This window comes from Pedobacter steynii (genome assembly GCF_001721645.1).
Lineage (GTDB): Bacteria > Bacteroidota > Bacteroidia > Sphingobacteriales > Sphingobacteriaceae > Pedobacter > Pedobacter steynii_A.
In genome coordinates, this window is the sequence record NZ_CP017141.1 from 149,968 (window position 1) to 163,177 (window position 13,210).

14 protein-coding genes are annotated in these 13,210 nt (G+C 39.0%); 5 read left to right on the forward strand and 9 right to left on the reverse strand.

The features are described 5' to 3' along the window. Window position 1 precedes the first annotated feature (1 nt). From BFS30_RS00630 to BFS30_RS00640, 3 genes are all read right to left on the reverse strand, one after another. Window positions 2-2,371 (reverse strand): TonB-dependent receptor domain-containing protein, encoded by a 2,370-nt coding sequence (locus BFS30_RS00630; RefSeq protein ID WP_069377503.1) that lies wholly within the window; start codon window positions 2,369-2,371, stop codon window positions 2-4. A gap of 117 nt (window positions 2,372-2,488) precedes the next feature. Beyond that, a complete protein-coding gene (locus tag BFS30_RS00635) occupies window positions 2,489-2,815 on the reverse strand; it encodes a LytR/AlgR family response regulator transcription factor (RefSeq protein ID WP_069377504.1) in 327 nt (108 codons plus the stop codon). A 115-nt stretch (window positions 2,816-2,930) separates the two neighbouring features. Then, the gene (locus BFS30_RS00640) at window positions 2,931-3,464 is read right to left on the reverse strand and encodes a GNAT family N-acetyltransferase (protein WP_069377505.1); all 534 of its coding nucleotides are present in this window, start codon (window positions 3,462-3,464) and stop codon (window positions 2,931-2,933) included. A 284-nt stretch (window positions 3,465-3,748) separates the two neighbouring features. Here BFS30_RS00640 and rnr point away from each other — a divergent pair, with 284 nt between their 5' ends. Next, a complete protein-coding gene (gene rnr / locus BFS30_RS00645) occupies window positions 3,749-5,878 on the forward strand; it encodes a ribonuclease R (RefSeq protein WP_069377506.1) in 2,130 nt (709 codons plus the stop codon). Window positions 5,879-5,916: 38 nt separating this feature from the next. After that, complete coding sequence (locus tag BFS30_RS00650; protein WP_069377507.1) at window positions 5,917-6,885, forward strand: polyprenyl synthetase family protein; 969 nt, start codon at window positions 5,917-5,919, stop codon at window positions 6,883-6,885. 52 nt (window positions 6,886-6,937) lie between these two features. Here the strand turns inward: BFS30_RS00650 and BFS30_RS27325 are convergent, their stop codons facing one another. Further along, window positions 6,938-7,900, reverse strand: coding sequence for a response regulator (locus BFS30_RS27325; protein WP_083251886.1), 963 nt, complete (start codon window positions 7,898-7,900; stop codon window positions 6,938-6,940). 207 nt (window positions 7,901-8,107) lie between these two features. Between BFS30_RS27325 and BFS30_RS00660 the strand changes: the two genes are divergently transcribed. Further along, window positions 8,108-8,473 carry a helix-turn-helix domain-containing protein gene (locus BFS30_RS00660; protein ID WP_069377508.1) on the forward strand — a complete coding sequence of 122 codons (366 nt, stop codon included), beginning with the start codon at window positions 8,108-8,110 and terminating at the stop codon, window positions 8,471-8,473. 57 nt (window positions 8,474-8,530) lie between these two features. On the opposite strand, the gene rpmA is transcribed toward BFS30_RS00660, so the two are convergent. The 4 genes from rpmA to BFS30_RS00680 form a co-directional block, all read right to left on the reverse strand. Beyond that, a complete protein-coding gene (gene rpmA / locus BFS30_RS27330) occupies window positions 8,531-8,956 on the reverse strand; it encodes a 50S ribosomal protein L27 (protein WP_083251887.1) in 426 nt (141 codons plus the stop codon). A gap of 59 nt (window positions 8,957-9,015) precedes the next feature. Then, entirely contained in the window at window positions 9,016-9,327 is a 312-nt protein-coding gene (gene rplU, locus BFS30_RS00670) for a 50S ribosomal protein L21 (RefSeq protein WP_069377509.1), read from the reverse strand. Between the two features lie 83 nt (window positions 9,328-9,410). After that, a complete protein-coding gene (locus tag BFS30_RS00675; protein WP_083251888.1) occupies window positions 9,411-9,923 on the reverse strand; it encodes a hypothetical protein in 513 nt (170 codons plus the stop codon). A 36-nt stretch (window positions 9,924-9,959) separates the two neighbouring features. Next, window positions 9,960-11,345, reverse strand: coding sequence for a dicarboxylate/amino acid:cation symporter (locus tag BFS30_RS00680; RefSeq protein WP_069377511.1), 1,386 nt, complete (start codon window positions 11,343-11,345; stop codon window positions 9,960-9,962). Between the two features lie 150 nt (window positions 11,346-11,495). On the opposite strand from BFS30_RS00680, the gene BFS30_RS00685 reads away from it, so the two are divergent. Together BFS30_RS00685 and BFS30_RS00690 are read left to right on the forward strand one after the other, a co-directional pair. Then, window positions 11,496-11,993, forward strand: coding sequence for an RNA polymerase sigma factor (locus BFS30_RS00685; protein WP_069377512.1), 498 nt, complete (start codon window positions 11,496-11,498; stop codon window positions 11,991-11,993). Beyond that, on the forward strand, window positions 11,980-12,579 hold the full coding sequence (locus BFS30_RS00690; protein WP_069377513.1) for a hypothetical protein: 600 nt from the start codon (window positions 11,980-11,982) through the stop codon (window positions 12,577-12,579). Before BFS30_RS00685 ends, BFS30_RS00690 begins: the two co-directional genes overlap by 14 nt. A gap of 151 nt (window positions 12,580-12,730) precedes the next feature. Here the strand turns inward: BFS30_RS00690 and BFS30_RS00695 are convergent, their stop codons facing one another. Beyond that, on the reverse strand, window positions 12,731-13,180 hold the full coding sequence (locus tag BFS30_RS00695; RefSeq protein ID WP_069377514.1) for a nuclear transport factor 2 family protein: 450 nt from the start codon (window positions 13,178-13,180) through the stop codon (window positions 12,731-12,733). Between the last annotated feature and the right edge of the window lie 30 nt (window positions 13,181-13,210).

Genomic DNA, 13,210 nt, shown 5'->3' on the forward strand with positions numbered 1-13,210 from the left:
TTTACCTTCTATCCTCTTCTGAATTCGGATGGCTCGGTTTGTCATATTTGATTTTTCTGCTGCCCAACTTGTATTGTAATGACAGCCTAAAAAACCTAGGTTCCCAATAGTTGTAAAAATCTTGATTAATATGATTTACCCGGGTAGAAAAACGCTCAGAATTAGACTTTAAGACATCCGAAATAGTCAGGCCCACATTAAGACTCTTTTGAAGTAATAAAAACTTCAGGCCCAGATCCAGATTATATTGTTTGCCATAAAATGCTTCTAACTCGATATTTGACGATTGATACCAGAAACTCAGTTCTGCTGAGACCGTTTTTGCTCCATTTAACTGCATCTGGTTATTCATCATAAAATACCATCCTTTAAGCTTAGTGTCTGATATTGAACTAATTTTAGTCAGGTATTCTTTATAAAAGCCCTGCAGTTGCAGATTGGTTTCCAACCATCCGACTGCGCGGATTGATTTGGTTAACATTAGCTGATACAGGTGAGCATTCATATAATTTAAGGCCTGGTGAGCAACAACATTACCCGGCTGAAAAACGGCGATCTGTTCAAAATTATCTTTGATATTCGAATAAGAAAAAGCAGTAATGAAGGTCTGATGAAAACTATGAGAAATATTCAGGTTATTGGTCACCGATGGCCTCAGGAAGGGGTTACCTTCCCAATAATCATAGGCATTAACATACGCCCGGAATGGGTTCAACAGCTTAAAACCAGGCCTGTTTATTCGTTTTCCATAAGTCAGATCGAAACTATTACTTTCATTCAGGTTATATCCTATACTCAAAGAAGGAAAGAACTGCAAATCATCTTTCCGGAAAGAAGTTTTGTGAATGGTTGCCGACAGCCCATTGATCTGTGTATATTCCATTCTTAACCCCAATTGAAATTTCCATTTGTCAAATGTCTTTTTAAGATCTGAAAATACCGCCTGTCTATTCTCTTTATACGTGGAAACCGGTGATTGCGAGGCATTAAAAACATTCTCATCATTTAGGCCTTCAAATATTTGCGAATTATTCCTCAAATCGATGAAAGTGGCCTTCCCTCCAACAGACAGCTCGTATCCGTCAAAAGGCACTTTGAACTCCGCATTAACGGTTAAAACAGCTAAATCTGTTCTGTTCTTGCTTCTGATTCCAGACTGGCTAAGCGGCTGAAGTACAACCGGGCTAAGGTAATTTTGACTCCACAGATTCTGACTTCTATTTTCCCCTCTGTCTAACCAGTCTGTCGCCATGGTTAGCGATTTCCCATCGGAATTAAAGCTATGTTTAAATTGAAAACCAACCGACGATTGGCTGCTTTTCCTATTTAGCGCAGCAATGCTATTACTTATGGAGTCCAGCTGGTTATTAAGCCCAAAAATATGGGTCTTAGAATCCGTCTTTTTAGCAGACTTTATGTTTGTATTTGAAAATGTAAAACTCAGCTGCGTTTGATCAGAAAGACGATATTGAATATCCAGGCCTGAATTGAAGTTGCGGTTCTTATCGATCCCCGCTCCCTGGAGATGCCAGGTTTGATTCGTATAATAGGTATCAATCCCGTTTTTTTCCAGATCTGTCCCCGCAGCATAAGCCAGCCCCACATTGAGCTGCCATTTCCCTTTATTGAAAGCTAAGCTGGCCTGCTCATTAAAAGTTGCATACTGGTGTTGTCTATAACTCAGATTAACCGTTGCACTATAGCCTTCTTTGCTGTTTATTTTCGTAACGATATTCAATACGCCACTGCTCCCCTGCGCATCATACTTTGCTGAGGGGCTGGTTACCACTTCAATTTTAGCGATGTCACTGGAAGAAATCGTTTTCAGAAAACTTACTAAATCCTCCCCGGTTAACTGCAATATTTTATCATCTACAGTCACAATTACATCGCTCTTACCCATTAAACTGATTTGCTTCGAAGAGGTCTTTATACCCGGTGTTTTTCCGATCAGGGAAAAAGCATCAGCTCCCATTGCCGTTATACTGTTGGCGACATCTATCACATATTTATCAGGTTTTCTTGCAATGAGATTTTTCCTTGAACTAATCACGACTTCGCTTAATTTGTGCGCAGTCTCTTCAAGTTCCAGATCTGCAATCGTGTCTTTAGATATGGAGAATGACACCTTTTTCCTTATAAAATTGAGGTCCTGAAAAAAAAGATCATAGTAACCAGTCTTGTTAATTTTCAATCTATAATTTCCCGAAGTATCTGTTATTGTCTGGGCAACAAGAGATGAATCATGCTTAACAACTACATTTACAAAAGGAATTGGCATTTTATTCCGGTCTGAGACTTTACCTGAAATAAAGATTTGTGCAGATCCCGCAAGGGGAAACAGGAGCATGATGTAAAAAAGTAATTTCATTTTATAGTGTTTTAGTCTTTCGATTCCGAGCAAACTAAACCATAATTAAATGTGCCTTAAATTTTTTTATGCTGATATACTATGTTCTTATTTGGTTATCTGTTTTTCTTATTTATGTTATAGTAAAAACTTATTAAAAGTAGACAATAAGCATTCCTTATAACTTTTTCCAATCGCAATTTTTACGTCTTTTAAAACAATATGATTGTCCTCAAACAGATCGACATTAGTCAAATTCACAATGTAAGAATTATGAACCCTCATGAATTCATTTGGCAAATTGGCTATCAGATCTTTGAGTGACTTGTAATACACGTATTTCTTTTCGCTTACCGTTGAAATTTCCACATAATTCCCTAAGCCTTTTATGACTGTCACATCGTCAAAATATAACTTGATTAGCTTTTTGTCAGTTTTAATGAATGTGAATTTTTCATTCTTCATAAAGGTGCCTAACCGTTTTATAGATCATGGTATTCAAATCCGGTCACCCATAAAAGTATAAAAAATTGCCGAAACAGTTTAATTCATGGATTTCACGAAACATACCATATAGAAGCTAACGTGTTTTCGAAGGAAACCAGGCCATTGGAATATCCGCTTCAAATGAGTTGTTGCCATTACTGATCCTGTTTTCAAACCTTCCTTCTATTTTAAAGCCAAGGTTTTGATATAACTGAATCGCTTTTGAATTTGATTCCCTGGCAATGAGCTCAACCCTTAAAATATCTGGTCTGTTTAATTGAATATCGTCCAGCAAAGTTTGAAAAAGCTTTTTCCCTAAGCCCTTCCCCTGGTAGTCAGGATGTACAGCAACCGTCAACTCAGATAAGATATGTTTAAAGACACCTGGCTCCAGTTGATAGCAATGAATTTCAGCTATAATTTCCTGTTCATCTGATGAATCAGTAACCACAAACTGTAATCCGTTTTCAAATGATTTATGGCTAAAGTTTTCGATGTAACTTTTGGTAATTTCTTTCTCTATCCGGGCAAGACCACCGATTTCCTTACTTACCGTTTTATAGAGTTCAAAAATCTGATCTGTGTCTTCAGGGCTTGCTTTTCTGATCATGAATTGAGTCGTCTTCATTTTATAATAGTTCCGGATTTTATTAAAAAGATTTTAGAGATATGCCATAAATATGCTAATATTAAACAAGAATCAAAATCCCATTCCCTGGTTGAGATGGTGTTTAATTAAACCTTTTTAAAGTAATCGATTCTACGCTTTACCCATCAAATCATTCTTTTCCTCTTATTTCCCGAATTCCACAGTCCAACTGTCATTTCAAATCCCTCTTAAACACATTTAACTAGGGTTTCAGTCAGTTTTTCAGTTCAAATTGTTACCTTCGAAAGATTCATATCTATACTATGGCAAAAAATAAATCATCTCATTTAGAACTCGTTTTAATACAATTAATTAGCGATGTTCTGGAGAAAAGCAATAAAGAGGCTTTAAATTACAAACAAGTCTCTGCAAAATTAAACATTACGGATGCCGCTTCAAAAGAAACCATCCTGGACATATTAAAACAACAGACACGTAAAGGAGTATTTGCAGAGCCTGAAAGAGGAAAGTTCCGCTTAAAAGACCTGAAGGTTTACCTTACAGGTAAAGTAGACATGACTGCTGATGGTTCAGCATTCATCATTCCCGACGATGAGTTCGAGAAAGACGTTTTTGTTTCTTCCAGAAAGCTGCACAATGCCCTGCATGGTGATAAGGTAAAAGTTTACATCTACGCTAAGAAAAGCGGACGTAAAAATGAAGGTGAAGTCGTGGAGATTATTGAACGCGCGAAGACCGACTTTATCGGGGTCATCAAGATTTCCGACCGTTTCGCTTTTGTCAACATTGACGACCGCAAAATGATGCAGGACATCTTTGTTCCTTTGAGCGACCTTAACGGTGCTAAAAACGGACAAAAAGTACAGGTCAGCATTACCGACTGGCCGGATGGGGCTAAAAACCCGATCGGTAAAATCATTACGATCCTTGGTGAGCAGGGGGAAAATAATACCGAAATGAATGCCATCCTTGCGCAATATGGATTTCCGCTCAGCTTCCCACCAGAAGTAGAAAAAGAAGCCAATGCGATTCCTGAACAGGTAACGGAAGCAGAAATTGCCGGCCGTAAGGATTTCAGGAATACGGTGACCTTTACCATTGACCCTGCTGATGCAAAAGATTTTGATGATGCCATTTCCTTTAAAAAGCTGGAAAACGGCAATTATGAAATAGGTGTGCACATCGCTGATGTTTCTCACTATGTGAAACCCAACTCTCCCCTGGATAAAGAAGCTTATGGAAGGGCAACCTCAGTCTACCTGGTAGACCGGGTAATTCCAATGCTTCCTGAGCGTTTAAGTAATGGCGTATGCTCTCTTCGTCCGCATGAAGACAAACTTTGCTTTGCTGCAGTTTTCGAACTGGATGATAAAGCAAATATCATTACCGAGTGGTTTGGAAGAACGGTCATCCATTCTAACAGACGTTTCAGTTATGAAGAAGCCCAGGAGGTTATCGAAACAAAAGAAGGCGATCACGCGGAAGAGATCCTTAAACTGAATGAGCTTGCTTACATCCTGAGAGACCGTAAATTTAAAAATGGAGCGATCAGTTTTGAAAGTACAGAAGTAAAATTCAAGCTTGATGAGACGGGAAAACCTATTGGTGTTTTCGTAAAAGAACGTAAAGATGCCCATAAACTGATTGAAGATTACATGCTGCTGGCCAATAAAAAGGTTGCAGAGTTTATCGCCAAGAAAGGAAAAGGCAAACAGAAATATACATTTATCTACCGTTCACACGACTCTCCAAATCTGGAAAACCTGGGTAATTTCGCCCTGTTTGCCGCTCGCTTCGGATATAAGATCAACATGAAATCTGATAAAGACATCGCAAAATCGCTTAATTATCTGATGGAAGATGTTGAAGGCAAGAAAGAACAGAATGTGCTCACGCAACTGGCCATCCGTTCTATGGCAAAAGCCGTTTATACCACTAAAAAGACCAGCCATTATGGATTGGCATTTGACCATTATACCCACTTTACCTCGCCTATCCGCCGTTACCCTGATGTGATGGTACACCGTCTCCTTGCCTCCTATCTGAACAATGAAAAGTCGGCCAACGCAGAAGAGTATGAGGTAGCAGCATCTCATTCTTCTTCTATGGAAAAACGTGCTGCAGATGCGGAACGTGCATCCATCAAATACAAACAGGCGGAATATCTGGAAGAAAATATTGGCAATACTTTTCTCGGGATTATTTCAGGAGTTACGGAATGGGGAATGTATGTCGAACTGGTAGAGAACAAGTGCGAAGGTATGATTCGCCTGAGGGATTTATCAGACGATTTCTATGTACTTGACGAAAAGAATTACTGCATCATCGGACAGCGCAAGAAAAAAACCTACCAGCTGGGTGATGAAGTACAGGTAAAAGTCAAAAAAGTAGACCTTTCAAAAAGACAAATAGATTTTTCTTTAATACAATAACAATAAAACAGACACTACGGTAAATTCCATTGCAAAAAATGTATACTCCTGCCCAATTACAAGAAATTATAGAAAACGCTATTCAGAACATCCAGTATCCTGCTCATCCTGCGCGGTTATATCAACCGATCAGTTATATTATGAGTCTTGGAGGTAAAAGAATAAGACCAGCACTGGTATTAATGGCAGCCGACTTGTTTGGGGCAGACCTGCACCGGGCAATTCCCGCAGCGCTGGCGATAGAGACCTTTCACAATTTCACATTGATCCATGATGACATTATGGACAATGCTCCTTTAAGAAGGGGTAAACAAAGTGTGCATGAAAAATGGGGTGTTAACAACGCCATTTTAAGCGGAGATGTGATGATGGTAGAATCCAATAAACACCTTTCTAAGCTGGATGCTTCGGTACTTAAGGATGCGCTTGACACCTTCAACACCACCGCACAGGGTGTATGTGAAGGCCAACAGCTGGATATGGAATTTGAAGAGCGTGAAGTGGTAAGTATTGAGGAATACATCAATATGATTCGCCTGAAGACAGCAGTATTGCTCGGCGGCGCGATGAAATTAGGTGCCCAGGTAGCGGGAGCAAGCCCAGAGGAAGCAGAGCAGCTTTACCAGTTTGGAGAAAATATCGGGATTGCTTTCCAGCTTCAGGACGACATTCTGGACGTTTATGGAGACCCGGAAAAATTCGGAAAACAAGTTGGGGGGGACATTATGGCAAATAAGAAGACTCTGCTCCTGTTAAAACTGAAAGAACTTGCCAGAGATTCAGATTTAGCGGAACTGGAAAAGCAAAGTGCAAATCAGAATTTTGACGATAAGATCCGGAATACCACCTTACTGTACAACAAATATGACATCAGGGAACTGGCGAGCATAGAGATGAGAAATTACTCAGATAAAGCTTTTAACGCCCTCAGTAATTTAGCGGTCCCTGAAGAGCGTAAAAGAGAATTGATACTATTGTCTAATCAATTGATGAACAGAGAGCACTAGCCGCTTTAAAAGCAGCTTAAAAGATCGACAAAGCAGCTGTAAGGAGATGCATTTAATCTTCCAGCAGCTGCTTTACTTTTTCGGAGGTCAGTGGCTTTACATAAAAGTCTTTGACACACATAAAGGATTTCGCCCTTAATCTTTCCCGGGGGTCTATCGACGAAGAAACAATAATCACATCAATAAATATGTTATGTTCTTCCATCATATGCAGAAATTTCCATCCATCAATCTCCGGCATATGCAGGTCAAGGAGGATTAAATCAGGATTGTTCTCTTTTATATACCCCAGTGCAACCTCAGGATCGTCAAAAAGCGCTATTTTTTTATCACTATGGTGTTTTTTAATCAACATCTGATGCAACCTGTTTGTGATGACATCATCATCTACCAGAACGATATACTTATTCTCTCCTTTCTCATTTAAGGCATCAAACAGATCTGTATTCTCTTCCTGATGTAACATAGAATTCAGCATTTTGATGATTTCATCCAGTTTTAAGGCCTGCAGATTGATGTCACTGAGCAGCTGGCTGATCTTAAGGATATCATAAGATTCCAATGGGTGATAATTAGTGATGGTGGAGAGGCTTAAGATATTGGTGATCGGGGCCCTTAATTCATGTGAAGTGAGGTGTGAGTACTCGCTTAGCATTTTCATGGATCCCAGCGTATCGGTATTGTTGATCAAGGTGCAGATGACCTGGTCTTCTTCCCCATCTTTTGATAAAGGGGTAAAGATAATCTGCAGAAAAAGATCATTTGATTTCTCTATAGCGAAGCGCTGTTCAATACTAAAACTACGGCCTTCAAAGCATCTCGCCAGTAGGTTTTGAAAATTCTTTCTGTATTTCTGAGCAATCATTTCCACAGCAGAATCCCCAATTGAGGGACTTTTAGCGAGAAAGCTTCCCAGATCGTTCTGAGGATCGATCTTGAAAAATGTTACCTTATAATTTTTATCAATTAAGAAAAATGAACTGTTTGCGCACCCGCAAATCCTTCTAGTTGGCATGTTTGACGTCTTTTATGCCATTAAATGAACATAAATGCGTATAAATACATTTTACCTCACATTCATTTCCTAGCTTTAGCATTAACATAATTAAACCTTATTTATTGTAACCTGATACTTTGACGAATTTTATGGAGCTATAATTGCCTTACATTCAAAACAATTAACCCCCGTACTCATCACAAATCAACGAAATATATATTACTTATGCAAGAAATTCTATCAAAGAAGGATATTGGTGAAAGGATAAAGGATTTAAGATTAGACAATGGCCTTTCCCAGTCATTTATAGCTGAAATACTCCATTTATCCAGAAGCAATTACTCCCAAATAGAACTTGGAAACCAATACCCGTCCTTCCACACTTTACACAGTATTGCCAGATATTATAGCAAAAGTTACGAATGGCTTTTACATGGCAGTGGAGGAGAGAAAAGCGATGAACCTACAGCTAAGGTCGACCTGCTGATCAAAGATCTGGAGAGCACCTTAAAGAGCTTCACAGACTCGTTGGAAAAGCTGGAACAGGAATTAACGCAGATTAAGAACAGAAGAACTAAAACCGCATCATAAGCCCATAAAAAAAGGCCACAACAAATGTTGCGGCCTTTTTTATATTTTAATATTTTACTATTCTGCCGGAGCTGCTTCTTCAGTAGCTTCAGATTTAGTTTCTTCTGCTTTAACTACTTTCTTTGCAGGTGCTTTTTTAGCCGGTGCAGCTTCTTCTTTAGCAGGAGCAGCAGCTTTTGCAGCTTTAGCTACAGGTGCTTTTTTCTCTGCTACTTCTTCAGTAACTACCGGTAAAGGCAAGATAGAAACATATGATTTGTTATCTTGTTTCTTTTTGAAGATTACGGTACCATCAACCAAAGCGAATAAAGTATGGTCTTTACCAATACCTACTCCTTTATCTGGATGATGTTTAGTACCACGCTGACGTACAAGAATGTTTCCAGCGATAGCTATCTGACCACCAAAAATTTTAATACCTAAGCGTTTACTATGCGATTCACGTCCGTTTCTCGAACTACCGGCTCCTTTTTTGTGTGCCATCTTGTTTTATATTTTACAAATCACCTGATAATCCGGCAATTTTTTTGTTTAACAACTAATTATAAACTGATACCAGAAATCTGGATTTTAGTGAAGTACTGGCGGTGACCATTTTTCTTTTTGTAACCTTTTCTACGTTTCTTTTTGAAAACGATTACTTTATCACCTTTTAAATGAGACACGATCTTAGCTGAAACCGAAGCACCTTTCAAAGTAGGAGCTCCTACTGTGATTTTACCACCATCTTCAACCAACAATACATTGTCAAATTCAATACTAGCGCCTTCATCTCCTTGCAAACGGTGTACAAAAAGGTGCTGGTCTTTTGCAACTTTGAATTGCTGTCCTGCTATATTTACTATTGCGTACATTGTTAAATAATTATTATTTTAAACTGTTTATTTTTTTATCGAGGTGCAAATATAGAATTAATTATTCTAAATCCATAACAGATTTATTTTTTCTTTCCATACCTTTCTTCTGCATCATTGATGCTCTGTGAAACAAGGGTTTTCATTTGTTCTGCCAGCCCTTTTAATTTAGGGATCTCCACATAATCTGACAGGTAAACCACCTTTTTAGATTTCTTCTTATAATTGAACTGGATGACATAACGCAGGACCTTTGAAGAATCCAGGTTAGTTCCCTGATTGGCAATCACCTCAGGAAAGTTCCAGAAACCAATTTCTGCTGCTTTACTGTGCAGGTACAACATGTCGTTAGACCTCAGTTTCACATTTGTTCTGATTACAGAGTCTTTCCCATCCACATACTGATAATCCCCCGTTGCAGAATTATAAGTATTCTCCAGATTATTCCCCAGTCCCCATTTGAAATCAATAGATTCAAATTCAGTCGACTTAAAAGGCGCATTACGAAACATTGGCGTGTAATAAATGACACAATAGGCCAGGAAAGGAACGACAATGGTTAATAATAAGAAGATTTTCTTCGCTTTGCTACTCATGTTATTTTATTGTTGTTTATATATATTGTTTTAAGGCTAATCCTGCGGTTCTGAGAGTTCTCCCTCCCACTTGCTGACCACTGCGGTAGCGATGCTGTTTCCGATTACGTTGGTTGCAGATCTGCCCATATCCAGCAGAGGATCAATTCCAATCAGCAGGGCTAAACCTGCTTCGGGAATATTAAATGAAGCAATTGTACCTGCAATCACCACCAGGGATGCTCTTGGCACACCAGCAATTCCTTTACTGGTCAGCATCAGAATCAACAGCATGGAAATCTGCTGTTCAAAAGACAAATGAATGCCGTAAGACTGTGCAATAAATAAGGAGGCAAAGGTCATATATAACATGGATCCATCCAGATTGAAGGAATACCCCAATGGCAATACAAAGCTTACAATTTTCTCTTTACAGCCAAAGCGCTCCAGCTGGAGCATCGTTTTCGGATAAGCGGCCTCACTACTGGCCGTGCTAAAAGCAACTAATACCGGCTCTTTCATTCTGTTCATCAGATTAAACACCCTCTTTTTTAGAATGGCAAAGCCAATAAAGATGAGCAGGATCCACAGCAATAACATACTTGAATAGAATTCTCCTATAAACAATGCATACGTGGACAACACACTCAGCCCCTGTTTGGCAACAATGGCGGCCATCGCACCAAACACGGCAAAAGGCGCAAAATTCATCACATACCCCGTTACTTTTAAAATTACATGTGCCACCGCATCAAAGAACTTAATAATCAACTGTCCTTTTTCGCCAATTGCAGCTGTAGCAACCCCAAAGAAAAGCGAGAATACCACAATTTGCAGGATTTCGTTGGTGGCCATAGCCTCAGTCATACTTTTAGGAACAATATGAGAGATAAAATCCTTAAGTGAAACGGCAACTTTATGAATGCCTGTATCTGCATTGCTTGGAGGCAAAGGCAGGTTCATGGCTTCTCCGGGTTTAAAGATATTGACCATAATCATTCCCAGTACCAGTGATAAAAGAGAGGCACTCATAAACCAAAGCATGGTTTTTCCACCAATCCTTCCCACTGCTTTAATATCGCCCACTTTAGCTACCCCTACCACAAGGGTCGAGAAAACAAGGGGTGCCACGATCATTTTAATCAGGCGCAGGAAGATATCGCTTAATAAAGTCAGTGGTTCTAATTTCTTCTCTCTGATCTTTTCCGCTTCCACACGTTCTTTCTGGGCAGCAACCTTCTGAACTTTAAGTTCTGCATATTGAACAACAGTTGTGTCTTTAAGGTTATTAAGTTTAACTTCTATACCTTTTATGTTATTCTCTGCTTTGGCAATGTCTTCATTGTAACCTTTAAATGAATTTACATTTAAAAAATACCCCAGTGCAACCCCCAATATCAGGGCAAGAAAAATGAAAAATGTTAACCTATTGTTCTTTGACATCGTAAGCTTTTAAAGTAATTGTACAGCCTGTAAAACTACAACAATTAAATTATTCTCTAAATATTATTGATAATGCAACTAACTTTATACCTTGCATTTTGTAACAAATGGCCCTTGTCTACATCTAAACCAATAATAAAAAGACGCATATTGAAAGAGAAAGACCTGTTATTTAAACAAATCTTTGACACGAACTCCAAGAAAATATTCCACCTGTGCTATGGTTATACAGGAGATGAAGACGCAGCGAATGACCTCCTGCAGGAAACCTTTTTAAAGGTTTGGCAAAATCTCGATAAGTTCCGGAATAAGTCTCTGATTTCTACCTGGATTTACCGTATTGCCGTAAATACCTGCCTTACCTATTTAAGATCAGAAAAGCGGCAGGCAAAAGATGAGCTGACCGACAATATTATAGAAAGCCGGCCTGAGGAATTCTCTGAGAAGAACGAGCAAGTTGCCTTACTTTATAAGTCGATTTCTCAATTGGAAGAAAATGACCGTTTGATCATTACGATGGTTCTGGATGAGCTCCCTTACCACGAAATCGCGGAGATATCAGGAATCAGCGAAGGAAACCTAAGGGTAAAGATTCATCGCATTAAACTAAAACTTACAGAATTATACAATCAGCATGCAAGAATTTGATCATATACAATCGCTTTGGCAATCTCATTCCGTGGAGGTAAAGATCTCTTCGGATGAAATGTTGGCCCAGGCAAAAAAGGAAGTGAATTCCATCCGCAACAGATCGGTATTAAATATTGCAGGCATGGTAATTTCCTTTGTAGCTGTAGCCAGCTTATGGATCTTCTTTGACTTTCAGTCATGGACCACACATGCCGGAATAGCCATCTTCCTGGTCGCAATAGCTGCCCTTACTGTTATCTTAATTCATGGACACCGTCTGATCTCCAGGAATGATTTCACCACACATCCCAATGAGTTTCTCGTGAGCCTGAAACAATACCAGCTGAACAGGTTTAGCCTCTACAATAAAATGTACTGGATTTATGCAGTTGCCTTAACACTTGGAACAGCATTGTACCTCATAGAAGTCCTGACCTATATGGACTTATGGGCGCAGATTCTCATCGTGCTCTTCAGCCTTTTATGGATGATCTTCTGTTCTACCCTGGTCCGCAAAGCAGTGATAAAAAAAGACAGGGAAAGAATTGCCCTCCTGATCGAGAAGTTCGAAAGACTTGGGAGTCAGTTCAAAACCCAATCTTAAAACATCAGACATAAAAAAAGTCATCTTCCTGAAGGAGATGACTTTTTTACTATTAACTAACCCAAATTTAATTCATCCGAACTTATATGTGGATCATCCTGCAACAAATATAGTTTCAATGATCCCCCTGCGATAGGCGAAAATCACCAATTTATCGGTTTTCATTAAATTTATTAACCTGTGTAACTTCCCAAAGTCCGCGTTCATTTTTTTCAATTGTCAGAAAATTACGCTGTAAAAAAGTGGGAAATTTAAAATCTACGCGCACCATCACCACATTACCGCTACTGGACAAGACTTCATAATCCGACTCACAATTCAAGTCTGTAGGACCTTGTTTTTTATAGAAAGATAACAGGGCTGATTTGCGTTGTTTTTCGGCCTTTCTTCCGTTGCAAAAGCTGACGAATGCCTGATCACTCATCACCTGGTTAAACAGCTTTGCATCAGTATGCATACTGGCATCAATATATGCCGTAACGACATCACTGGGTTTACTGTTTACCGTCTTTTTTAAGGGGCGTTCTTCAGCAGTTTTTCCGTATACTACCGTGCAGCCAATACATAGTATCGTCAGGCACATTATCAGCTTTTTTTTCATGTTGTGTTTTTTTATTAAAATTCATTTAAT

Excerpts from the sequence above, each read along its gene's own strand:
- BFS30_RS00640 (WP_069377505.1), bottom strand. The coding sequence starts at position 3,464 with ATGAAGACGACTCAATTCATGATCAGAAAAGCAAGCCCTGAAGACACA.
- BFS30_RS00635 (WP_069377504.1), bottom strand. The coding sequence starts at position 2,815 with ATGAAGAATGAAAAATTCACATTCATTAAAACTGACAAAAAGCTAATC.
- BFS30_RS00695 (WP_069377514.1), bottom strand. The coding sequence starts at position 13,180 with ATGAAAAAAAAGCTGATAATGTGCCTGACGATACTATGTATTGGCTGC.
- BFS30_RS00680 (WP_069377511.1), bottom strand. The coding sequence starts at position 11,345 with ATGTCAAAGAACAATAGGTTAACATTTTTCATTTTTCTTGCCCTGATA.
- rnr (WP_069377506.1), top strand. The coding sequence starts at position 3,749 with ATGGCAAAAAATAAATCATCTCATTTAGAACTCGTTTTAATACAATTA.
- BFS30_RS00690 (WP_069377513.1), top strand. The coding sequence starts at position 11,980 with ATGCAAGAATTTGATCATATACAATCGCTTTGGCAATCTCATTCCGTG.
- rpmA (WP_083251887.1), bottom strand. The coding sequence starts at position 8,956 with ATGGCACACAAAAAAGGAGCCGGTAGTTCGAGAAACGGACGTGAATCG.
- BFS30_RS00630 (WP_069377503.1), bottom strand. The coding sequence starts at position 2,371 with ATGAAATTACTTTTTTACATCATGCTCCTGTTTCCCCTTGCGGGATCT.
- BFS30_RS00650 (WP_069377507.1), top strand. The coding sequence starts at position 5,917 with ATGTATACTCCTGCCCAATTACAAGAAATTATAGAAAACGCTATTCAG.
- BFS30_RS27325 (WP_083251886.1), bottom strand. The coding sequence starts at position 7,900 with ATGCCAACTAGAAGGATTTGCGGGTGCGCAAACAGTTCATTTTTCTTA.
- BFS30_RS00675 (WP_083251888.1), bottom strand. The coding sequence starts at position 9,923 with ATGAGTAGCAAAGCGAAGAAAATCTTCTTATTATTAACCATTGTCGTT.
- BFS30_RS00660 (WP_069377508.1), top strand. The coding sequence starts at position 8,108 with ATGCAAGAAATTCTATCAAAGAAGGATATTGGTGAAAGGATAAAGGAT.
- rplU (WP_069377509.1), bottom strand. The coding sequence starts at position 9,327 with ATGTACGCAATAGTAAATATAGCAGGACAGCAATTCAAAGTTGCAAAA.